At 38.2% G+C, this 24,158-nt stretch carries 17 protein-coding genes and 3 pseudogenes; 9 read left to right on the plus strand and 11 right to left on the minus strand.

The features are described 5' to 3' along the window. Nucleotides 1-563: 563 nt before the first annotated feature. A complete protein-coding gene (locus tag J4856_RS08900; RefSeq protein ID WP_025838868.1) occupies nucleotides 564-1,937 on the minus strand; it encodes an MATE family efflux transporter in 1,374 nt (457 codons plus the stop codon). A gap of 380 nt (nucleotides 1,938-2,317) precedes the next feature. Between J4856_RS08900 and J4856_RS08905 the strand changes: the two genes are divergently transcribed. The 4 genes from J4856_RS08905 (at nucleotide 2,318) to J4856_RS08920 (ending at nucleotide 6,443) form a co-directional block, all read left to right on the plus strand. After that, nucleotides 2,318-3,739, plus strand: coding sequence for a S8 family peptidase (locus J4856_RS08905; RefSeq protein ID WP_025838870.1), 1,422 nt, complete (start codon nucleotides 2,318-2,320; stop codon nucleotides 3,737-3,739). Between the two features lie 27 nt (nucleotides 3,740-3,766). Beyond that, complete coding sequence (gene xseA / locus J4856_RS08910) at nucleotides 3,767-5,071, plus strand: exodeoxyribonuclease VII large subunit (RefSeq protein WP_025838871.1); 1,305 nt, start codon at nucleotides 3,767-3,769, stop codon at nucleotides 5,069-5,071. A gap of 40 nt (nucleotides 5,072-5,111) precedes the next feature. Beyond that, the gene (gene xseB, locus J4856_RS08915; protein WP_025838873.1) at nucleotides 5,112-5,300 is read left to right on the plus strand and encodes an exodeoxyribonuclease VII small subunit; all 189 of its coding nucleotides are present in this window, start codon (nucleotides 5,112-5,114) and stop codon (nucleotides 5,298-5,300) included. A gap of 126 nt (nucleotides 5,301-5,426) precedes the next feature. Continuing rightward, nucleotides 5,427-6,443, plus strand: a complete 1,017-nt coding sequence (locus J4856_RS08920) for a branched-chain amino acid aminotransferase (RefSeq protein WP_025838874.1) — start codon at nucleotides 5,427-5,429, stop codon at nucleotides 6,441-6,443. 565 nt (nucleotides 6,444-7,008) lie between these two features. Here J4856_RS08920 and glyA read toward each other — a convergent pair. Next, a complete protein-coding gene (gene glyA / locus J4856_RS08925; protein WP_025838876.1) occupies nucleotides 7,009-8,289 on the minus strand; it encodes a serine hydroxymethyltransferase in 1,281 nt (426 codons plus the stop codon). A 209-nt stretch (nucleotides 8,290-8,498) separates the two neighbouring features. On the opposite strand from glyA, the gene J4856_RS08930 reads away from it, so the two are divergent. Next, nucleotides 8,499-8,879: a hypothetical protein gene (locus J4856_RS08930; protein ID WP_025838878.1), complete on the plus strand. Its 381-nt coding sequence runs from the start codon at nucleotides 8,499-8,501 to the stop codon at nucleotides 8,877-8,879. Nucleotides 8,880-9,065: 186 nt separating this feature from the next. On the opposite strand, the gene J4856_RS08935 is transcribed toward J4856_RS08930, so the two are convergent. The 6 genes and pseudogenes from J4856_RS08935 to J4856_RS08960 form a co-directional block, all read right to left on the minus strand. Next, the gene (locus tag J4856_RS08935) at nucleotides 9,066-9,389 is read right to left on the minus strand and encodes a cupin domain-containing protein (RefSeq protein WP_025838881.1); all 324 of its coding nucleotides are present in this window, start codon (nucleotides 9,387-9,389) and stop codon (nucleotides 9,066-9,068) included. Nucleotides 9,390-9,521: 132 nt separating this feature from the next. Further along, nucleotides 9,522-10,517, minus strand: coding sequence for a tRNA epoxyqueuosine(34) reductase QueG (queG, locus tag J4856_RS08940; protein ID WP_083130768.1), 996 nt, complete (start codon nucleotides 10,515-10,517; stop codon nucleotides 9,522-9,524). Between the two features lie 130 nt (nucleotides 10,518-10,647). Further along, nucleotides 10,648-11,280: a polysaccharide deacetylase family protein gene (locus J4856_RS08945; protein ID WP_065367805.1), complete on the minus strand. Its 633-nt coding sequence runs from the start codon at nucleotides 11,278-11,280 to the stop codon at nucleotides 10,648-10,650. A gap of 181 nt (nucleotides 11,281-11,461) precedes the next feature. Beyond that, nucleotides 11,462-14,782 (minus strand): protein O-mannosyl-transferase family, encoded by a 3,321-nt coding sequence (locus J4856_RS08950; RefSeq protein ID WP_065367804.1) that lies wholly within the window; start codon nucleotides 14,780-14,782, stop codon nucleotides 11,462-11,464. Between the two features lie 966 nt (nucleotides 14,783-15,748). Beyond that, complete coding sequence (locus J4856_RS08955; protein WP_428842427.1) at nucleotides 15,749-16,939, minus strand: IS256 family transposase; 1,191 nt, start codon at nucleotides 16,937-16,939, stop codon at nucleotides 15,749-15,751. Nucleotides 16,940-17,050: 111 nt separating this feature from the next. Then, nucleotides 17,051-17,283: pseudogene (locus J4856_RS08960) on the minus strand (IS4 family transposase); the annotation flags it as partial. Between the two features lie 157 nt (nucleotides 17,284-17,440). Between J4856_RS08960 and J4856_RS08965 the strand changes: the two are divergent. Beyond that, nucleotides 17,441-17,836, plus strand: coding sequence for an Imm50 family immunity protein (locus J4856_RS08965; protein WP_025839741.1), 396 nt, complete (start codon nucleotides 17,441-17,443; stop codon nucleotides 17,834-17,836). A gap of 217 nt (nucleotides 17,837-18,053) precedes the next feature. On the opposite strand, the pseudogene J4856_RS08970 reads toward J4856_RS08965, so the two are convergent. Next, a pseudogene (locus J4856_RS08970) lies at nucleotides 18,054-18,715 on the minus strand (hypothetical protein). 831 nt (nucleotides 18,716-19,546) lie between these two features. Here J4856_RS08970 and J4856_RS08975 point away from each other — a divergent pair. Together J4856_RS08975 and J4856_RS08980 are read left to right on the plus strand one after the other, a co-directional pair. Continuing rightward, complete coding sequence (locus tag J4856_RS08975; RefSeq protein WP_234967315.1) at nucleotides 19,547-20,059, plus strand: hypothetical protein; 513 nt, start codon at nucleotides 19,547-19,549, stop codon at nucleotides 20,057-20,059. A gap of 150 nt (nucleotides 20,060-20,209) precedes the next feature. Continuing rightward, a complete protein-coding gene (locus J4856_RS08980; protein ID WP_025839745.1) occupies nucleotides 20,210-20,701 on the plus strand; it encodes a hypothetical protein in 492 nt (163 codons plus the stop codon). 112 nt (nucleotides 20,702-20,813) lie between these two features. On the opposite strand, the pseudogene J4856_RS08985 reads toward J4856_RS08980, so the two are convergent. Continuing rightward, nucleotides 20,814-21,037, minus strand: a pseudogene (locus J4856_RS08985) (IS4 family transposase); the annotation flags it as partial. A 204-nt stretch (nucleotides 21,038-21,241) separates the two neighbouring features. Between J4856_RS08985 and J4856_RS08990 the strand changes: the two are divergent. Then, entirely contained in the window at nucleotides 21,242-21,685 is a 444-nt protein-coding gene (locus J4856_RS08990) for a hypothetical protein (RefSeq protein WP_025839747.1), read from the plus strand. 264 nt (nucleotides 21,686-21,949) lie between these two features. Here the strand turns inward: J4856_RS08990 and nrdD are convergent, their stop codons facing one another. Then, on the minus strand, nucleotides 21,950-24,109 hold the full coding sequence (nrdD, locus tag J4856_RS08995; RefSeq protein WP_025839748.1) for an anaerobic ribonucleoside-triphosphate reductase: 2,160 nt from the start codon (nucleotides 24,107-24,109) through the stop codon (nucleotides 21,950-21,952). Nucleotides 24,110-24,158: the final 49 nt, after the last annotated feature.

Here is a 24,158-nt window from a genome sequence, read left to right on the forward strand (position 1 = left end):
TCGGCTCTATAACGAATCGTGTGGGTAATTCGTCATAGAGCATAAAATATTGTTGAAAGGTATAGCCTCCAACTAGACACAACTCCAGATTGACCTTCATTTCAATATGCTTAACGCACATTAAATCCCTACCCTTTCATATACAGCAATGGTGTTAACCCTTCGCACATGTTGTGCATACCATCCGCACCACATGTGCTAAGCACCCGCACCAAACGTGCTGAGCACCCGCACCAAACCGATGGAATATCAACACACAACCCACACGATTCGTTATGGAGCCATTCTTTCTAAAACGAATGTTTCAATCTTTAGAGTTTTAAAAGCATACCTATGTAAGAGGGCAATCAGCAAAAATACCAAAGAATAGATTTTATTCAAGTTGCTGTCATATTTAACATTTCTCTTAATCTGGAGAAAAATATAAAGTTAAGTGTCTAATTAAAATGATAGGAACTTAAATTTACGTTTTGCTCGCTCACGAATACACTTAATTAATATCTTTTTCTTTCATCATTTCAAGGAAAGAAGAAGATATTAATTAAGAGAGTTCCTTGATCTTTTTACTCTTCTATTTTATTTTGGATATTGGAGTTTTCTATCTTATTTAGTCCCTTCTGATAATAGATGTAATAGAGAATACCAGACAGTGTTAGACCAAATGGGAAGGCAAACCATACACCTAACAGTTGGTAATTCATTACTACACCGAAGAGATAGCCTAGGGGTAATGATACGATAAAAAAAGATATGAAAGCAATCCAAATCAGTGGGCGTACATTGGCTGTACCTCTCATTGCATTAGCATAATTGCACTGCATACCATCGCCAAACTGATATATCATAAATGGAATAATCGTCATAGAAACCATTGAAATAACGTTCGCATTATCAGTGAAGAGTCCACCAATAACATGGCGGAAGATAAAGATTGGTACGGAGGTTAGTAATGCAAGTAGGAAAACCAGATGGATACCTGCTGTTGCTGTTCGTCTTACGGCAAGGTAATCACGCTGTCCCATAAAGTTACTAATGCGCACTGCTACAGCTGCAGCCAATCCATAATAAATCATATATCCCAACTGTGAGATTGTCAACATAACTTGATGGGCAGCTAATGACTCTGTACCAAACCAGCCTACCATCAAACTTGAAAGACTAAAGGCTGCCGTCTCCATACCCATCTGCAATGCTAAAGGAAATCCAAGCACTGTAATCTTCTTAAAATCGGCATATTGAATTTTTCCTGCACCCCATCCCTTCCTATATTCGTTATATTTCTTACTAACGAAGAAGATTCCAACCATGACGATAGTCATAACGATACGTGAAATCATTGTGGATAGTCCTGCACCTATCAGTCCCATCTCAGGCATTCCTAAATGACCATAAATTAGAATCCAGTTGCCAAAAATATTCATTACATTGCCACCAATAAGAATCCACATAGCAACCTTGGTGTCTGTGATACCATCAGTAAACTGGCGGAAAGTATTGAACCAACAGACAAAAGGTAGGGAGATAAGTTGGATAAGAAAATAGGGACGAATGAGAGGTAATAATTCCTCTGGTTGTCCTAATCGGTGAATATTAAGATAAAGAACAACCATGATGACCGATAAGAATAGTGCCATACAGGTATTTGCCGCTGTGGCACTCTTCATCAACTCACCAATACGCTGTGTCTTCTCTTGTCCATATAAAATCCCTACGAGAGCAGTAATAGCATACGTAAAACCAATAGCAAAAATAATTACCAGCGTGAACATGTTATTAACAAATGCAGCCGCTGCTAATTCTTCTGTACTATGATGACCAATCATGAGTGTATCGGCAAAGTTAAGGATAAGGTTTCCTAATTGTCCAATGATGATTGGAACACCTAAAAATGTAAGATTTTTATAATGTGTTTCGTAATTTGAAAAATTATATGACATGCTGTTATTCCTGTTAGTTTTTGTATGATGCTCTGCAAAGATACGAAAAAAATACTGTATTTTCATGCATAATATTTAAATTACTTGTCTTTAATCTGCATTTGTTCCATCTGTAAAGTGCTGAGAGTTATTATAAAACGAGTTTTTAAATGAATTATGTGCAGCTATAATACACTTCTTTATGGAAAAGTAATAGGAATTAATTAAAAGGTCTGATATGAACTCATAGAATTGCCTATTGTTTCAAAGGTAATACTTGTCTTTAAACAGTAAACATAAAGAATCGGTTACGCTTAAAGTCGTTCTTATCATCGTACGTTTTATTTATTTTCTTCACTAACTTCTTTCTATCTCAATTATTTTGTGTAAGTTTGCATATTATGAAACAGACTCATCTTAGAAGCTATATTACCCTTTTCCTTTCTCTGGCATGTTCTGTTCTATGGGCTTACAAGGGCAGTGATGGGCGGATAGGTTATCCTGGGGGAAAATGTTATATGTTCCGTGTTACTCTGAAGGATAAGAATGGAACATCTTACTCCTTGGATAAGCCTGAAAGATTCCTTTCGAACGCTTCTATCCTTCGACGTGTACGTCAGGGATTAAGACTTGACTCGACAGATCTCCCTGTATCCCCGAATTATATTCAACAGATAGTGAAGAAGGGTGGTAAGGTAGTTGCAGTAAGCAAATGGAACAACTCTGTTCTTGTGCGTGGTAATAACCGCCAAACATTGGAAGATTTGAAGTTGCTCTCATTTGTAAAAGATAGTAAGTTGGTATTTGTCTCTCCTGACTCTATCCGGCCACTTTCTCAGCGTGTACATTATAATTCAGAACTTCAATGTTTGGATTCGACGAGTCATGATTATTATGGTGTAGGTAAGGCACAAATAGAGAATTTGAATGGTAGGAAATTGCATAATCTGGGCTTTATGGGACAAGGTATGACAATTGCTGTACTTGACGCAGGTTTCATGAACGTTGATAAAATCTCTGCTTTTAAGAATCTTAATATAAGAGGAACACGTAATTTTGTTGTGGGCTATGATAATAATGTTTTTAAAGAAATGGATCATGGTACTAAAACTTTGTCAACAATCGCAATGAATCAACCTACAGTTTTTGTCGGTACAGCTCCTAAGGCCAACTTTTGGTTGCTGCGGACAGAAGATTATTTGACAGAGAGTCCTGCAGAAGAAGACTTCTGGATTGCTGCCGTTGAGTTTTCTGATTCAGTAGGTGTTGACATCATCACCTCATCATTGGGTTATCATGGTTTTGATGACAAATCTATGAACTATCGTTATGCAGATCTAAATGGTAAAACGGCAGCTATCTCTAGAGTAGCTTCCTGTTTGGTAAGGAAGGGTATGATTCTTGTGAATAGTGCGGGGAATGATGGTATGGGTACCTGGAAAAAAATCAACGTTCCCGCTGACGCTTTTGATATCCTGACCGTAGGAGCAGTTTCTCCGGACAAGATAAATGCACCATTTTCTTCAATCGGACCAACAGCCGATGGGCGTATAAAACCTGACGTAATGGCGTATGGATGTCCAACGAACGTCGTGTCGGGTAGGGGATATATAATACCTGATAATGGGACTTCATTTGCTTGTCCACTTATTGCTGGAATGGTAGCTTGTCTATGGCAGGCAATCCCGAATAAGTCTGCCTCGGAGATAATAGACCTTGTGCGTCAGGCAGGAAACAACCATGATTATCCTGACAATATCATGGGATATGGTATTCCTGATTTCTTTTTAGCTTACCAATTTGCTACACGCTATAAGCAGTAGTGAGTTATCATACAAAAATTTTGAAGGATGATAAAGGCACTTTCACTTTTCGAATTAAACAATCTTGTTGCGGATGTTATAGATAGTACGATGTCACGTTCTTACTGGGTCCAAGCGGAATTATCCGAAGCCCGGGAGAATCGAGGACATTGCTATATGGAACTGATTGAAAAAAATGAAGGTAGTAATGTACCCATAGCACGTGCTTCCGCTAAGTGCTGGAGTAATGTTTGGATGCTTATCAAGTCTGCTTTTTTGCGTATAACAGGTCAAGAAGTGAGAGCAGGAATGAAGGTAATGTTGCAAGTACATGCACAGTTCCATCCTCAATATGGTTTCTCGTGGATAGTTGACGATATCAATCCTGAATATACAATGGGTGATATGATGCGAAAACGTCAGGAGATTATTCGCCAATTAAAGACAGAAGGTGTTTTTGATTTACAGAAAGAGCTACATCTACCTATGTTTGCTCAACGTATAGCGGTAATATCTTCAGAAACAGCTGCAGGTTATGGAGATTTTTGCAATCAGTTAGAATCAAATGATTACGGACTCTTTTTTCATGTAGAATTATTTCCAACAATCATGCAAGGGGACTATGTTGAAAAGAGTATAATAGAAGCTTTGAATAAAATCAATAGCTGTGAAGATAATTTTGATTGTGTTGTTATCATTCGTGGTGGTGGTGCAACAGCTGACCTCAGCGGCTTTGATACTTTAAAGCTCGCTGAGAATGTTGCAAACTTCCCATTACCCATCATAACGGGTATTGGACATGAACGTGATGAGAGCGTTTTGGATATGGTTTCGTTTCAACGTGTGAAAACACCTACTGCAGCAGCAGCTTATCTCATTGACCACCTTTCATCGACGCTTATGCGAGTTGAGAACGCACAAGCTATGATTGTTGACAACGTTCGTCGTACATTGGAAATAGAGAAGATGCGTATCCAACAGATTGCTACACAGATTCCTGTTATGTTCTCTGTCGTTCGTACAAAACAAGAAGCTATGCTTGATGGCTTGTCACAATGTCTTATTACAAAGATGCAGGAAGCTATGAAGCAAGTCGATTTTCATCTGTGTACTATACAAAATCGCATCTTACCGACACTTCAGAATAGGTTGGCAAACGAGCATCATCGTATAGAGATTCTCGGACAGCGTTTGCGATTGCTTGACCCATCACTACTCTTAAAACGTGGATTTAGCATTACCTTATGTAATGGTAAGATTATTCGGAATGCAAAGGATTTGAAGATGGGCGACACATTAACAACACGATTTGAGAAAGGAGAGGTGGAAAGTAAGGTCAATCGTTTATCATAAGAGAGCAGAATGTTACCTATAATTTCAAAATTAAAAAACAATGAAAGAAATAAAATACGAAGAAGCAGTTCGTCAACTAGAAGCAATAGTTGAGAAAATGGAAAGTGGAAAACTTGACATCGACACTTTAGCTGACCAATTGAAAGAGGCAAAAGAGTTGGTGAAACTCTGTAAACAAAAGCTAAAGCGTACTGATAATGAGATTCAAAAACTTTTGGAAAAACAATAAAATCATAACCATTTGTATAAAAAATAAGAAGTAGGTTTAATAAACTTGCCATTTGGTTGCACGATAAGATATTTTTGATTACTTTTGTGGATAATTGTCATGAATGATAACTTAAAACAAAATAATATGAAGAATATAGAATGGTCAAGTTTAACATTTGGCTATATGCCAACTGATTATAATGTACGTTGTTACTATCGTAATGGCAAGTGGGGTGAGGTTGAAGTATGTTCAGATGAATATCTCAAACTCCACATGGCAGCAACATGTCTCCACTATGGTCAAGAGGCTTTTGAGGGCTTAAAGGCGTATCGTTGTCCAGATGGTAAGGTACGTGTTTTCCGTGTAGAAGCAAATGCTGAACGTCTGCAGAACACAAGCCGTGGAATCGTAATGCCAGAGGTGCCAACAGAACTATTTACTGAAATGGTTAAGAAAGTCGTTCGCCTCAATCAGGAATTTATCCCACCATACGAGAGCGGTGCTTCACTCTATATTCGTCCGCTGTTAATTGGTACATCTGCACAAGTGGGTGTTCGCCCAGCAGAAGAATATTGCTTCTTAATCTTCGTTACTCCTGTAGGGCCTTATTTTAAGGGTGGCTTCTGTGCAAATCCTTATGTTATTGTTCGTGACGTTGACCGTGCGGCTCCATTAGGAACAGGTATGTTTAAAGTCGGTGGTAACTATGCAGCATCATTGCGAGCTAATCGTCGTGCGCATGAGCAGGGTTATGCATCAGAGTTCTATCTTGATGCAAAGGAAAAGAAATATGTTGACGAATGTGGTGCAGCCAACTTCTTTGGTATTAAGAATGATACGTATGTAACTCCAAAATCGAGTTCAATTCTGCCATCTATTACCAATAAAAGTCTGATGCAAATTGCAGAAGATTTGGGTATGAAAGTAGAGCGTCGCCCTATTTCTGAAGATGAGTTAGATAGCTTTGAGGAGGCAGGTGCTTGTGGCACGGCTGCTGTCATCTCACCTATTTCACATCTTGATGATATGGATACAGGTAAGGTTTATAACTTTGGAGAGAAACCAGGTCCTTGGTCAACAAAACTTTATAATACTCTTCGTGGCATTCAGTATGGTACAGTTGAAGATAAACATGGCTGGACAACTGTCGTGATTGAATAGAATTCTCTGAAGGATAGAAGTTAACAAAAATATACGTAAAATAAAGATTTGCGCCAAAGCTTATGATTGCATTTAGCAATAGCTTTGGTGCAAATCTTTTTATTAAGTGAAGGTATCTCTAATTCTTTTACTTGCAGCATGGTCCTTACCTCAAAACAAGTATGTTTGCATTCATGTTAGCTTCTTTATTTTAATGTGTTGACCACCTGCACTAATGGTGCATACCCTCCGCACCAAATGTGTTCACGCTCCGCACTAAAGCTATATACCAAGAACTCCATATATGCTGGTAAGTAGTGGTTCTCTAAAAATACTTAAGGTACTTTGTCTTATAAATGAAATACAAACGAAGGCTATTGATAATTCTATCTGAGAAGCTTTTTCAATGAAATATATTGTGATAGTAATGTGTTTGTCATATTACAAATTAAAGATGTGAAGTTTCGAACATTACATAATTTCATAGAAAAGGTATTCCGAGGTGTCAATAAAATGAATGGGAGCATGTCAAAGCGGACATACTCCCATTATCATTTATGTATTTGTGATATATATCAATTACATGTTAGTAAGCGAAGAGAGGATAATCCTTCATCGTCTCGTTAACTTTCTCACGGACACGCTTGATAACCTGCTCATTCTCTGGATCTGATAAGACCTCATCGATAAGATCAGCACAGAGTAGCATCATGTCTTCTTTACAACCACGAGTTGTCATAGCTGCAGTGCCAAGACGCAAACCACTTGTCTGGAAAGCAGAACGCTCGTCATAAGGAACCTTATTCTTGTTAGCTGTAATATCAGCTGCTACAAGTGCATTCTCTGCAAGTTTACCAGTCAAATCAGGATATTTTTGGCGAAGGTCAAGCAACATAGAGTGGTTATCTGTACCACCACTGACAATGCTGAAGCCTTTATCAACAAGAGCTTGTGCAAGGACAGAAGCATTCTTCTTTACTTGTAAGGCATATTCCTTCCAACTTGGTAAAAGGTTCTCTCCGAAACCTACAGCCTTTGCTGCTATTACATGTTCCAATGGTCCACCCTGGTTACCAGGGAAAACAGCAGAATTTATGAGCATTGACATTGGCTTCAAATCGCCCTTCTTGGTTCTTAAACCCCATGGATTTTCGAAATCTTTGCCCAAAAGGATTACACCACCACGAGGACCACGGAGTGTCTTGTGCGTTGTTGTGGTGACAATGTGAGCATATTTCACAGGGTTATCAAGAAGACCTGCAGCGATAAGACCAGCAGGGTGAGCCATATCAATCAACAGCAATGCACCTACTTCATCAGCGATCTTACGCATACGTTTGTAGTCCCATTCGCGGCTGTAAGCAGAGCCACCACCGATGATGAGCTTTGGCTTGTGCTCACGAGCTAGTCGCTCCATCTCGTCATAATCAACTCGTCCTGTCTCTGGATTTAGGGTGTATCCAATGTGGTTATAAAGAATACCAGAAGTATTCACCTCGCTACCATGAGAGAGATGGCCACCCTGATCAAGATCAAGTCCCATAAAGGTGTCGCCTGGTTTCAGTACGGCAAGAAATACAGCTTGGTTAGCTTGTGCACCAGAGTGTGGCTGCACATTGGCATACTCAGCACCGAAAAGCTGTTTGACACGCTCAATAGCGAATGTTTCTACTTGGTCAACAACCTGACATCCGCCATAATAACGTTTGCCAGGATAACCTTCTGCATACTTGTTAGTTAGGTAAGATCCCATTGCGTGCATAACTTCGTCACTGACGAAATTCTCAGATGCAATCAGCTCCATTCCTTTGAGCTGACGTTTGTGTTCCTTTTCAATAAGGTCAAAAATTTCTTGGTCTCTTCTCATGTGTATTGAATGTTTAGTAGGGAGTCATTTTTAGTAAACAAACCCCCTGGTTAGTGTTACGCTGCAAATATACAAATTAATGTTCTAACTTGCAAGTGTATCAAAAAAATAATGTAAATTTGCATTTACAATTATATGTCTGCTGTTTGCTTACATCATTGGTGTAACGCACATAAAGTGATTATTGATAATATATTACAACATTATATATGAAGCTAAAAGAATTATTTCAAGCTTATGAGTTCGAAGAGATTTATCCTCTTATAGGACTTATGTTTCCAAAAGGTCGCCATTTACGTGTGCAGTTCCATAATGCATACAATCTATTATTGTCGCTCAATCCTGTGATGTCTAAGAAGCAAATTCGTTATCAGCTGATGGAAGATCCTGACACTAATGAGATGTTTTTTGGTGCTGATGACCACGATTTTAATGGTCCTTGGGAAGTACTTCTTGGTAAGGAAGTAAAGAAAGAGCCAAAGGTGGATCTTACTAATGAGGAACTGGTTGCTAATTGCTTGTTGAACACAGTATTGATTGGTCGCTGTCCTCGTGCATTTGAGAAAGATTATCAAGCTATTATGAAGTAAAGTAGTTGACAAGTTGAATGTGAACGAGTTAACAAGTTAAAATGTAAACGAGTTGACAAGTTATGTGATAAAAAGACTTTTATCCTCTTAATCACTTCAACTTGTCAACTCGTTTGCTTTTTCCTTATTTATTTGTCAACTCGTTTACTCGTACACATTTAACTTGTCAACTTGTCAACCCAATGATTACCCTCTAATCATTGTTATAATCATCTTGAATCGTTCAGGTGCATTGACTGAGTGAGGTGCTCCACTTGGAATGATAAAACTCTCACCTGCTTTAATGACATGTTTTACTTTTTCTACAGTCAGTTCCATCTTTCCATCAATAACCTGGATAAAAGCATCGAATGGTGCTGTGTGTTCTGATAGTCCCTGACCTGCATCAAAGCTGAATAAGGTAACACTTCCTGCATTATTGTGTACTAGTTCCTTACTTACTACACCACCTTCTGCATAATCAATCACATTGTTTGAAGTGAAAACAACTCCTTTTTCTACTTTACTCATGATTTATCTTCTTTATTAATTTGTAATATTCAGTTTACCTATTTATATATTACAAAGTTGATGCCAAATTAGAAAGTGGGAACAAATGTTACTCTTTAATTAAGTTATATCTTAAGTTTCTGTTTTGCCAACTTATCTTTTCTTGGCTTTAATATTTCGTTTCAAACCATCAAATTTGACTCGTTTAACAGCTGAACCCTTAAAAAGACGTTGATAATCTTCTACTGTTAAGTTATGCCACATCTCTTTACTCATACTGAGAAGTTCTGGCTTAGGCTGCAACGATGGTTCTGTGTTGGGGGTGGAAAATCGGTTCCATGGGCAAGCAGTTTGACAACGATCACACCCGTAAATGGTATCTCCCATAGACGACTTTGCCTCATCAGATAATTCTCCTCGATTTTCAATGAGCTGATATGACAGACAGCGTTCTGCATGGAAGTCTTCATCGGGGATGATGGCTCGGGTAGGGCATGCATCGATGCATCTATGACACTTCCCACATCGGTTTGACATCGGTTCATCATAAACATCAACTTCAAAGGGTAAGAATATCTCACCTAAGAAAAACATTGAGCCAGCATGAGGGATAATTAGTTGATGATTTCGACCTACCCAACCTAAACCAGCCTTTTGTGCCCAGTAACGTTCCAGAACAGGAGCAGTATCGCAAAAGCAACGTATTAAAGGTTCTTCTCCTTTATTTTCGTTTTGAGGAATCTGCCAACGTTCTGATATCTTCATTGCCAACTCTCTCATCTTACGTTTCATCAAATCGTGGTAATCTTGTCCAAGGGCATAGGCCGCAATTTGATACTCCCCTTTAGGCATCTGCTGTGCAGGTGTGTAATTGAAAGCAAGTGAAACAATACTTCGTACACCAGGAATAAGGAGACGTGGGTCAAGGCGTTTCTCAAGGTAATTTGACATATACGCCATGGAAGCCTCTTCTCCATTTTCCAACCATCTTCGGTATTTTTGCGCTATTTCTTCATCAACAGGTGCTGCCTTTGCTATGCCACAAGCAGAGAATCCCACGTCTCGTGCTAAAAACTTGATGGTAACTGATTGAGCAGTTTCTAAGTCCTCTTCGTGAATTGATGGGTTTAGGGTGTCTGATGATGTCATAAGAGAGATTAAAGCATAAAGTAAACTTAAATTATCGGAAGACCGAAGTATGTCTCGATAATTAATAGTTCATTTTCAAATTATATAATGTTATCCTTTTATTTTAAGACGAAGTTCTGCTAATGTATTATTAAAAGGTTTCAGCTGGATCATCAGGGAAAACCTTAAATTCATAACCTTGATCTTTAAGCCATTGCAAAGACTCTGGAAGTGCAGTGCGAAGCTTGTCAATACTCTTAAGGGAATCATGGAAGGTAATGATAGAACCATTACGTGAGTATTTCTTTATATTGTTTACAACGTCTGCAGCTGTCAGCCATTTGGAATAATCACGTGTCACAAGGTCCCACATCACAACACGATAATTCTGTTTTACCCACCAATATACTGTATGTCGCAACCATCCATGCGGAGGACGAAAGTAGGGAGATTTGAGAAGAACGTCGGCCTTGGTTACATCTACGGCATAAGTCAATGTCCAATGCCTAAAAGAACCCAAGTGATGATAGGTGTGATTGCCTACCTTATGTCCACGACGAATCACCTCTTCATATATTTCTGGATGTTTTCGCACATTATCAGCAACCATAAAAAACATGGCCTTTGCATTGAACTGGTCAAGTACATCAAGTATAAAAGGTGTAGCCTCAGGTATTGGTCCATCATCAAATGTGAGATAGACTGAATGATCATTCTTGTCCATACGCCAAAGAGCGTGTGGATAAAAGATACGTAACCAGCGTGCAGGTTGTTCTATTAACATATTAACCTCCCAATAATTTTAGTGAATCAAGGGCAAAGCCTACTTATTCAACATTATAATATCCTATCGATCTAAGACTCTAGGGTGGATAGGGAAAGTTAAAAGCCAGAGTTTGGTAATCTTTTAAGACAACCAGATTCTGGCTTTTAATTTTTTATGTTTGCTTTGATTATAACAATCCCTAATCTAATGATCCATTTTGGTTCTGGAATCTTCTGAAGAGATTATCAAGTTCGGCGGCATGTTTGTTAGCCCAAGCATGGTTAATCTGCTCATTTTCATTAATAAGATTTGCCATAATCTGGAAATTCATCTTACATGATCCTTGTGTCATATTGAAGAGACGAGGAGAAAGACTGAGATAGTAGTTTACATACTGAAGTGAAATCTTCCACAGCGCATCATATAATTGACGTGCCTTTGCTTTCTGTCCCAGTAATGCGTATGCATGAGCCATATCACCTGATCCACTCATGTAGCTTATTGGGACATTATACGTTGGAATTTCCTTCTCAGCCTTCTGAAGAACCTTTAAGGCCTTAGCCTTTTCACCCTTTGCAATAAGGTGGAGTGCAAGGTCAGCCATCTCACGACGATGCGTATAGCACATACGAGCTACAGTTTCATCGATGTAAAGTCCTGGCTTGCTAAGACCACCCCATTTGAAGCGATTCATCATGACATCATAAGTCTTCTCTGTATCGAAGTTACGCATATTGATGCCTGTAGAATTTGCATTGTCCATTGTAGAGAATGGGGTAATACGATTTACGAGACCTTCTTGAATGAAGTTTTCACCTAAGTTCATAAAGTTCTCAGCTCCAACGGTTACAGCTACATAGAGAGGACGTGTCCAGTTACAGTTAGCAATCATCTCAAGCATCATCAAATCATTCTTGTATAAAGCTTGTTTTCCTGCCAATGAGATGACCATTCGATCTGGAATAGAATCACCTGGAAGCATCATACCACTGCGACGGACAGCTTCCTTATCGATAGTCATATAGATAGTATCAGTAGGAATGATATGATTTTCTTCGTTCTTTGAGCGTACCCAGTACTTGAGAATATTCTTCAACTCAAATGGGTCATCACCGAACTGAGCCTTCGCAGCTGCTGGCTCCTGCTTGTAGAAATCACGAATCTGTTGCTTAAATTGTGGTGCAACTTGTACATATTCATTCGTTCCACTTACATAATCAAGGCGTGCCCATGAAATAGGTACACTTGGTGAATTGTATGCAGGACGACGCATCTGGTCGATGTACCAGTCTGTTTGCAGGTAAGAAAGGTTGCAGACGCGAGCGTCTGTGCGTACTCCTTCAACCTCTTGGTTGTACCATAATGGGAAGGTATCATTATCACCATTGGTGAAGATGATTGGGTCACCCTTCTGCTGCAATGAATTAAGATAATTCTGACCGAAGTCACGGCAAGTATATCTACCTGAGCGGTCGTGGTCATCCCATGTCTGTGACGCCATCTGTATTGGAACAAGCAGACAGACAGCTGAAATAACAGAGGCTGAGAGTATCGGTGCAACCTTTAGTTTACGTGCCCAGTCGTAGAGTGCCAACACGCCTAAACCACACCATATTGCGTAAGCGTAGAACGAGCCAGCATAAGCATAGTCACGCTCACGTGGCTGACTAGGCGTTTGGTTCAGATAGATAACGATGGCAAGACCAGTCATAAAGAACAGGAAGAAAACCACCCAGAACTGCTGTATGCCACGTTTTCCTCGCCATGCTTGCCAGAAAAGACCAATCAAACCGAGTAATAATGGTAAACAATAGAAAACATTGTGTCCCTTATTAGTTTTTAACTCATCTGGTAACAAGTCTTGGTTGCCATATAACGCATTATCAATGAAGGATATACCAGTAATCCAGTTTCCATGTTCTGGTTCACCATTGCCTTGAATATCATTCTGACGCCCTGCAAAGTTCCACATAAAGTAACGCCAATACATAAAGTTACACTGGTAAGAAAGGAAGAACTTTATGTTCTCCAATTGGGTTGGAATCTTCACGCCATCAACCTCATGACCGGTAACGCCACCCATCCATTGTTCGTATTGACTCGCAGAACTTGGGTTATACATACGTGGGAAGAACATATTCTGTTCGAACACCTGTGTCGCCTTATGACGAACAATGTAGTAAGAATCTTTCTCGTCTTTAGACGCTTTCTCCTTACGCTCATAAACCGGAGCACCCTCATCAAACTTATAGTGCATACCGTCTTCTGCAACTGCAGGTTGACTTGAGTATGCCTGTCCGTAAAGTAATGGACGGTCACCATACTGGTCACGACTCAGATAACTACCCAAAGTAAAGATATCCTCTGGTGAATTCTGATCCATTGGTGGATTGGCTGTTGAGCGAATAACGATTACAGCATATGAAGAGTAGCCGATAAACAACATCAGCATACAAAGCAAAGCTGTATTCTTTATGCGTGAAGAAACAAGTGCAACACGCTGCTTTTTACCATCTTTGTTAAATGGACGCTGCCACTGAAGCAGTACGTAAACGAGTGCAAGAACAATAAGTCCTGTAAAGAATGCTGTCCATCCATAGCCATAGAATGGAATACCAATCAGTCCCAGTGCTGCCAAGAATGCTATATTCTGACGGCGTGGGTTCTTATCCTGATATGTCTCATAAATGCCCCAAATAAAAGAAGCAATGAGTAAGGCAATATAAATAATGGTACCCGTGTTGAATGGCATGCCAAGTGTATTCGTGAAGAATAACTCAAACCATCCACCTACTGTGATAATACCTGGAACAACACCATACAGAACGGCTGCAACGAGGACTACAGAGAGGAGCAAGGCAAAGAGTGAACCCTTCAAGTTTGCATCTGGCACCTTCTTATAATAGTAAACCAGTGCAATGGCTGGAATACAAAGGAGGTTGAGTAGGTGCACACCAATTGACAGACCAGTCATATAGGTAATCAGTATCAACCAACGGTCAGAATGAGGTTTGTCTGCATTATCTTCCCATTTCAATATAAGCCAGAAAACAACAGCTGTAAACGCTGATGAATAGGCATATACCTCGCCCTCAACTGCTGAGAACCAGAAAGTGTCACTGAAAGTATAAATCAGCGCACCAACAAGGCCTGCACCTTCGATGGCGATAGTTTTTGCAAGTGAAGGGGCTTCACCATCACGCACAATCAGTCGACGTGAGAGGTGGGTAATGGTCCAGAAAAGGAACATGATACACGTTGCCGAAAGCAATGCGCTCATGGTGTTAACCATACGTGCTACCTCTGTTGGGTCGCTAGCAAAATGTGAGAAAAGATTGGCTGTAAGCATAAAGAAAGGTGCCCCAGGAGGGTGTCCAATCTCCAGTTTATAGCCTGTTGTAATGAATTCGGGACAGTCCCAGAAACTGGCTGTCGGTTCAATTGTGGAACAGTAGACGAAAGCTGCAATAAAGAATGCAAGCCATCCGACGATGTTGTCCACCAGTCTGAATTGTTTCATTTATACGATTAGAATTTACTGTCTGCTCATCTTTCTCGGATAAGCAGAGATATTTATTTCGAAATAATCAGTGCAAAGATAATAATATTAATCAAAACAACATAAAGAGAGTGGAGAAATTATAATAAAATGTGATGAAAAGAACATGACTAACGTTTGGAATTGACTTTATTTGCTTGGATTAAAGTATTAAGGTAAGATAATGTAAATGTGTTTTTTGAAGTTTTATACTCGGATAGGAGGATTATATTACATATCTTACAAGAGTATTTTTTATTTTAAGTTGCTGTCACTTTTAACATTTCATGTAATACCACTGTAAACTAATAAGTTATATGATGATCTTGGATGACAGTAGTGACAGCAAAAATATTTTTAGGGAAATACTTTGTTCTCTGAATACTGAGGATGGGTGCATTAAAGTCCATTCGGTTATTATGGATATACCAATAAGTTTTAGGGAATCGCAAATGATTGTGTTTAAGAAGGATGATTAAACTATTCGAATGTTTGAGATGAGTATTCATTTTTTACATCTTGATATAAGTTTGCATATAGAAACTTTAAAATACTTGTAGTGTTGCTTAGCACATATTGTGCTGTTGGTAAGCACCATTGGTGCGAAGTACTAACACCAATGGGATGGAGTACTTTTCACTTAGCTATAAGTTGTCAAATTGGACTGGAGTGATAAAAAAACAAAGGGTATGGTTGTCTTGCTGTCAAAGAATGCACGAAGTGGGTACGTCATCTGAACTGTGTCATTGGCTTCATTTCTTTAGGAGCATGAGTAATGCTGATGGGCAAACCGGAGCAGTCTTTCTCTTGGTAAAATCAGGCTGGGCTCGATGCCCAGCCTGATTTTTAATTTGCTGGTGGTATAAACCATCGCATCTTCTCTTGGTGTTGCAAAGATACGACAGTATTTTTGAACTGCCTAATTTCCGGATGCCTAACTTCATGAACCTATAATAATTGGAAGCGGTCGCCAAACTTTATAGCGAACTGTTGGGCTGTCTGGCCCCAGTTTCGCAATGGCTGAGTCCATTTCTTTTTGATGTTACGATAGGCAAGATATACGAGTTTGAAGAGAGCTTCGTCAGTTGGGAAAACTCCCTTTGTCTTTGTTACCTTACGTATCTGACGATGATAACCTTCTACAATGTTGGTAGTATACATGATACGTCTGATAGGTTCCGTATAGTCAAAATAGTGTGAGAGGTTATCCCACTTGTCACGCCACGACTTGATGACGATAGGATATTGCTTACCCCACTTTTTCTCCAAATTATCGAGTTCTATCTCTGCTTTCTCCTTAGTTTGTGCAGCATAAACCATCTTCAAATCCTTTAGGAACTCCTTCTGATTCTTGCTGGCGACATACTTCACTGAGTTACGGATTTGATGTACAATACATAGCTGTACATCCGTCTTAGGAAATACGCTCTGGATGGCATCTGGGAAGCCCGTAAGGCCATCTACACAAGCTATAAGAATGTCTTTGACACCTCTGTTTTGAAGGTCTGTAAGTACGCTGAGCCAGAAGTTAGCGCCCTCGCTATGAGATACATACATACCCAGAAGATCTTTATGTCCTTCCTTGTCAACACCAATGACATTATATATTGCACGAGATGTTGTAGCACCCGTGTCGTCATGTGCCTTGTAATGGATAGCATCCATCCAAACTATCGGATAGACTTCTTCCAAAGAGCGTGTGCGCCAGGCTTTTATCTCAGGCCAGACCTTGTCCGTAATGTTACTTATTGTCTCTTTGGATATCTTGGTACCATAGTTCTCTTCAAGGAACTTACTTATGTCAGACATGCTCTGACCTGTAGCATAAAGACTGATAATCTTATCGGACAAACCTTCTGCTAATATCGTCTGTCGTTTTTTGATAATCTCAGGGGTAAAACTCCCTTCTCTGTCACGTGGAGTATCTATTTCTACAGGACCATACTCTGTTTGAACCTCCTTGGACATCTTGCCGTTACGGCGATTAATCTTTGTGGATGTCTTAGTGTTATAAAGGTGAGAGTCCATCTCACACTCGAGAGCTGAATTGAGGAAATCTTCCAATACACGATGGAATGCACCATCCTTACCAAACAAAGGAGTACCTTGTTTGAACTGTTCTTTTGCCTGAGACAACATCTCGGCGTACTCGTCTTGTGTCATTTGCTAAATCTAAGTATGCTGATATAACAGCGGTTATATGAGTTTATTGTGTTAGCCGTTGACACAGTTGATATGACATCGTCCACGAAGTAGCAGGTTGTAGCCCAATACGCACCTGCCTTTTACATTGTCGAAAACACGACTGATATCTTCCTTTCTCACGCCACTCTTCCTAAGCATGGTGTCATCTGTAATGACAGGCGAGATAACAAGTGACCATTGCCAAACTTGCCAAAAAGATAAAATAAATCATCACTCATCCGAGTTTTAACACTCAAGAGTTTGGATAACTCACTTATTTTCTCTATTTTTGCTTCCATAATAGTTTTGTTGTCTTGTCTTTAAAATCAGTTGTTTAGCAATTACTAATTAACAAAGAAAATTCGACAAACTGTTATTTTTCTATTTATTAGGGTGGGAAACTTTAGTTATATACATTGAAATCCCAAAGTAAGTAAACATTATCTCATAAAATAAATGATGGACATAACACGATTTGAAAATGTACGTAGTCTAACAGCACTATATAAAAATATACCTCAACTCCAAGATGTAGAAATAATAAAAATTATCGTAGTTCCAGGCGAAGACCTCGAACTTATACTAACATTAGATACATCAGAACTTCCAGAAAAATTACCTTTAAAATGGTTAGACCGCAAGGTAAATACAGTTCAAATTGAATTTGATTTTATAGGGGTGAAGATTATAAATTTTAATATAGATAATGGAAGTAATTATAGTTTTACAATAGAGAGTTTACGAGGAAACGAACATATCATTATTCTTACGAATAAAGCGAATTGTGATAAAATTAAATTTGAGGCAAGATGGGCGTATATAAAAAATATAAGTGGTTATACTAAAGAATAAATAGTGAAGTTAATAACTGCAAAAGAGGTTACTGATTCCAGATTAAGTGGGCTAATTGAGGAGTATTTTTAATATGTTCAATTTCAGAGATAATGCTCTAAAATGGGAATTATCAAAATAACTAAAGTTCCCCACCCCTTCAAACACAGGTTTTTCTCATTCCTCTTTGCCTGTCGTCCTCCATATCTATTGACTTTTAACACATGACTAACAGAAGTTATGCAGACTGTTCACATACTTCGTCCCATTTTTCCAATGCTTCAGCCATTAAAAGGATTTTGCTCATCTCTTTGTCGTTTCCGCTGATTGTAGCCATAAGGTGTTGGGGCGTCATCCCAAGCGTTTCTCCTAAAACACGAAGAATGTGTTCAATACAGGCAAGAACTCTCTTCCATAACATGAGTGCCATGAGGTCATCCTCCATATCCGAAAAGAGTTCTTCCATGATTTGATATTCTGTGAATCTCTTTTCCAAGGGCATGACGGTATATGTAAGGTAACACAGCGTAGCGTCGGCTATCTGACCATTGAAGTCGCAACCTTGATAACCACCTAATCCGAGATACTGCTTAGTTTCTTTTTTCCCCTTTTTCTGATGCAGTGAAAAATCACAGGGTATGGTTGTCTTGCCGTCAAAGAATGTAGAAAGTAATAGTTTGTAGCCCAATACGAACCTGTCTTTTACATTGTCGAAAACACGACTGATATCTTCCTTTCTCACGCCACTTTTCCGAAGCATGGTGTCATCTATAATGACAGGCGAGATAACAGGTGACCGATGCCAAACTTACCAAAAAGAGGAAATAAATCATCACTCATCCGAGTTTTAACACTCAAAAGTTTGGATAACTCGCTTATTTCCTTTATTTTTGCTTCTATAATAGTTTTGTTGTCTTGTCTATAAATCAGTTGTTTGCGATTACTAATTTAAAAAGAAAATTCGACAAACTGTTATTTTTCTATCTATATTTATTTGGATGGGGAACTTTAGTAAAAAAAATCAAATAAATATCTTGTGGCATCCAACGTTGTTCGCTACGTTGGATACCATCCTAATCGTGATTATATATGAAAAGTGTGTGCGTGTTTTTTATTATGGTATTTTCGATGTTTTCATGCAAGAACCCCAATCCTTGCACAAGGGAATTCTTTATTGCCAATTTTCAAAATAACGAAAAGTATTTTAACGTACTTATTAATTTTTACAACAGTCAAAATATTGTCAATAGCAAAGATAAACAGATTGTTTTTTCATTAAATAAATGTAAAGATGATGTCAATATTGACATTATTCCTTACATAATAGATGACAAAAGAAAACAAATCTCTTTGAGTAATATTAGAACTAACTTTAAGATGTGTAAGAAAATCCTTTTAAGATATAATATTAATATTCAAAGAAGTGATATTGACAGTGTGATAAATAGCCTTAAAACAACAAATTGTAGAATGGTAAGAAATATTAACTATTATAGTGGGCAAATAGAATTTGTTTCTTACCAAGAAAAATGTAATGTATATCATTCTTATATCTACCACAAGAACGGAATTACTCCTGATATTATAAAATTCACTGGCAAAGCTATTGGTTCATCTCGTATTGGAAAATGTATTACGCTTTCAAATGAATGGATGTTATGACTTAATTATAACCAACAAAATGAGAGGAGAAGGTATAAGACTTGGTGGTAACATTAAAGAAATTTGGAAATGGACAGAAACAGTAAGGATAAAAGACTAAAATGTATGATTTGCTCTTTATGTGTCATATTAATAATATTTAGCTGTGCAGAAAAAAAGAATAGATATGGCATAAATTTTAACAACCAAAGGAGTATTATAAAGTTACCTCTATTAGATTCTTCTTGGAAATACTCCCCCTCCTATACATCTGAGGGGGGAACTTGGGTTAATCCGCAAAAAAAGGACGGAGTACCTTTTTATTTTCAAAAACGTAATTTAATAAAGAACAATAGGTTAATTTGGGAAAGTGATATATATATGGGAGACAAAACTTATATGACGATAGATGGAAGTATACGAGAATCTTTGACTACTACATACTATTTCGAAAAAAAGAAATGGGAATACGTCTATCATACAGCTAAAAGAAATTACAATAGTAGTAACAGCCCTTCTCAAATTAAAAAATTATATAATAGTATTGATGTCGTAATATCAAAAAGTGAGGCGGACTCTATACTCTTCTCTTGGGGTTTATGATTGAGTTGGAGATTTAACAATCAAGGAAAAAAGAAAGCGGTAAAGTTATTAGAGGACACAAGTGAAACTTTAGGGATTTCTAACAAGTTACAAAGAATTTGTAACTATTCAACGTTCATTATCGCTAAATAGTTATATAAATAGGAAATAATGATGAAAAGTGTTATTGATTCGCGTATAACAGAGCAACTATATAAAATATACGAATTAGATATTGACGGTTTCGTCACTAATCAGGAACAAGTAAAAACATTTAATTTTGAATATAAATGGCCAGTTGTCGATTTCTTAGACCCAATTTTTATGCCTTTGTTTCAAAACATAGACTCTAATTTTATCTATTTGACAAAAGGATATGATATAGCCCTAAATGAAAAATATTCTAAGTTTTCAAGAGAAGATTTTATAGAGTTTATGAAAGGTAACAAGACTTATACTCCACGAGGACATAGTAAGGAAAGCATCAATCTTTATTATATGATAGGGTTAACTATTTTTGACGAAACGTTTGAATGGTTAATTCATAATAATGTTGATGTGGGATATTTGACTTTTTCTTTTCAAGTTGAAAAATTTAATAATGAGAAGGTACTTAATTTACTTATGAACAACAAATGGTTTGTCCATGATAAGAATTCGTGAGAACGGCAGCGGCGCTATCGAGTATTACCATGGTAAGATGGGTGAAGTATTGAAGACGTGCGCACGCTGATTGTGCCAAACCAGGCAGGGTAACATATGTCATGCAGTGGAAGTGTTTGCATATACGGTTGATGCTCTCTCACCGACAATGCGGAAGAGGCAAAGAGAAAGAATCAACTCCGAAGCGGAGCCCCCGTCCTGTTTCTCCAATGACAGGCGAGATAATAGGTGACCGATGCCAAGCTTACCAAAAAGAGGAAATAAATCATCACTCACTCGAGTTTTAACACTCAAACGTTTGGATAACTCACTTATTTTCTCTATTTTTGCTTCCATAACAGTTTTGTTGTCTTGTCTTTAAAATCAGTTGTTTGCAATTACTAATTTACAAAGAAAATTCGACAAACTGTTATTTTTCTATCTATTTATTAGGGTGGAAAACTTTAGTATATCATTAATGTCCCGATTTTAACGGGACACTAATGACTTGAGAACAAAGATGCCCAACGTACCATAAAAAGGACAAAAATATCTTTGAGAATGATAGTATTTAATAAAAAAATGATGTTCTTTCTGAAAAGACAGCCTATTTCAAATAAGCTGTCCAAAGGACTTGCGTATCTTTTAAAAGAAGGAATCACTGTCAATGGACAATGTGTTTTCTTTAAACGTTTTTATGTCAATAATCCACATATAACATTAGATATGTTTGATGATATGACGGCATATGAATGTTTTCTCAATAATGTCCACATTGAAGATTTTTGTCGTAAGGATATAGTATCAAATGCTTTTATTTTCGCAGATAGATTGGAGAATATACTAAAAGAAATAAAATGTGGATATGAAATTATATTAACCATAGACAGAGATTCATGTGTACTTACATTTCATTCGTTGCATGAATTTGAAGCAGATTGGATGGATCTATGTAAAATCGATGATTATAAATGTGGAATAGCTCTTTTTAGGTCTCAAGGGTAATGCTCCAAATCCGAGGACACCAAAATAAAAGATTAGTTACTTTATTGGTAGTAGGGTGAACTTTTTAACAATGTTGTGTGTCAAACAAGTAGTTTTGTGGATACTTGGATTTTATTTTTGATAGTTGCAGCATAAAATTTATGAAGAGGAATATAAACAAATACGGACACACATAAGCGTGTGTCCGTAAATGATTTTAGGGGTATTAGACGTGAAGGCTGTCAGCCCTATTAGTAAGTTAAAGCGTTTTTACAATAATGCCTGTTATGCGTTCTTGGTTTCAGTAACCGATTCTTTACATAACTTCTCATTTGTTGTATTAACTGTATATTTATCTTCTCCTGCATAGAAACGGCGGTGTGCTTCCTCTTGGCGAGGTACAGAGAAGTTACTAACACGTTTCATGTAACCAATGATGCGAGTGAGATAATCAACATTCTTAGAATGACAATGTGGACATTCGTGCATATAACGTTTGTCTATGTGACCGCAGTCGTTGCAGACGGTATTTGGAATGTTGAATGTGAAGTAGTTGCAACCTTCCTGTGCAGCGACACGCAACAACTGGCGATACTGTGGTTCGGAGAGGTGCTCTTCGAGGTTCATGTGAAGTGCAGAACCACCAGTTAGATGTTCTATATAAGGTGCTCCGTGCAGTTTGAACTTGTCGAGAATTGTCAACGAGTTGTCCTCAACACGATAGAAATAGCTGTTATAGCAACTGCGTGGAACAAAATACCCATCTTCGGAGTCCCATTTAGCATGTTTTACTCCGACATTCTCTGCAGGAATCATCTCACAGTTGAACATAGCTTCCTTTGTACGGAAAGCCTTATTCTGTGTTTCTATCAATCCAAGTACAGTCTGTACGAACTTCTTATATTCTTCATTCGGTGTGATGTCAAGTCCCATGAATTCTGCTGCTTCTACAAGACCATTGATACCAATAGTGAGATACTGGCGATCAATGTTGATGTATCCAGCATCAAAGAGTGGGAGCATGTGATTACGCAGTAACTCCTTGAGATTTTCGTTGTATGCTAATTGTACCTTATGGCACAACTCGATAATATGCGTGAGATACTCCTTGTAATCAAGGTTATTGTTAACTGCATACTGAATACAGCGATTGAGGTTGATTGTCAATACACTTTTCGAGCCTGTAGAGACGCCACCAGCACCAAGTGTATAAGAGAAACCATTGTCTTGAATCTCATTACGCAGACGGCAGCATGAACTGAGTGAGTCAGCATTATCGCTCATGTATGTGAAGAAACTATGTCCCTCAGAATACATCTTAGCGGCAAAGTCACCCCATTCCTTATCCTTGCAATCACCATTCTCTGCTAACAAAGCCATTGTTTCTACAGGGAAGGTGAGAACAGTCTTTAGACGCTCTTGGTTAAACCAAGTCATAAAGCGTTTCTGTAACCATGAAAGACTCTCCCAGTCAGGCTGTGATCCATCTGGGAAATAGAAGTTTCCGAAGAGTGACTCGAAATATGGGCGGTCATAATAAGAAATGTTCCAGAATACTGCTTGATAGTTGCGAGCACCTGTAGGCTGGTTCAGTGAATAAACTATCTGTTCAAAGTAATCAGTAATCACCTTGTCAATGGTTCGCTTTCTTAGGCTAAGATCAACAACTTCATCAGCACGCTCCCAGTAGTCTTTACCATATTCCTTTTGGATAAAGTAGTTCATGTACATCAGGAACTCTGGAGTTGCGCAGGCACCTGCAAGCATAGATGAGACCATGAATACCATATTAATAAAGCCACCACAGAAACTTTTCAGATTTGTTGGCGCTGTCGAATTGCCCCCAATTGAATTTGTACCTCCAATAAGCCAAGGGTACATTGTGATGGAAGCACAATAGTTGGCGAGGTTTGTCTCGTCATTCTTATATATAAAATGGTGATTAAGGAGATCAATGTATTCATCAGCTAGCTCCTTACCATACATCTTTTTGATACGATCAACAAGTAATCTACGATTGAGACGAATGAAGCCTTGCTTAGGAAGTTCGCCAATAAGTGTTGCAATGTTCTTATGTTCAACATTTGCATTGGCATCAAATTTTGAACCTGTAGCTGCATTTGATGCAACACAATAGTCAGAAAGAAATTTCATCTTTTCAAGAGTTTCACGGTCTTCTGTGTGTTGCTGACGATAGACAATGAAACTTTTTGCTACTTGATAATAGCCTTCTTTCATAAGTGCCAACTCAACCTGATTTTGGATGTCTTCTACCTTGATGTCGTTTTGAATATTTAAGTTAGCGATGATTTTTGATAAAGTACCCAAATCAGTAGGTTCATTGACGCTTTCGAATGCCTTGAGAATAGCATTCATAATTTTGTCGAGGGAGAACCGATCCTTTGACCCATCACGTTTTGTGATTGTAAAGTTCTTCATTTCCATTGTTAATTTATCTTTTAGGTGTTTGATTTTCTTTTGTTATTGTTCTTGA

Source organism: Prevotella scopos JCM 17725 (assembly GCF_018127785.1).
Lineage (GTDB): Bacteria > Bacteroidota > Bacteroidia > Bacteroidales > Bacteroidaceae > Prevotella > Prevotella scopos.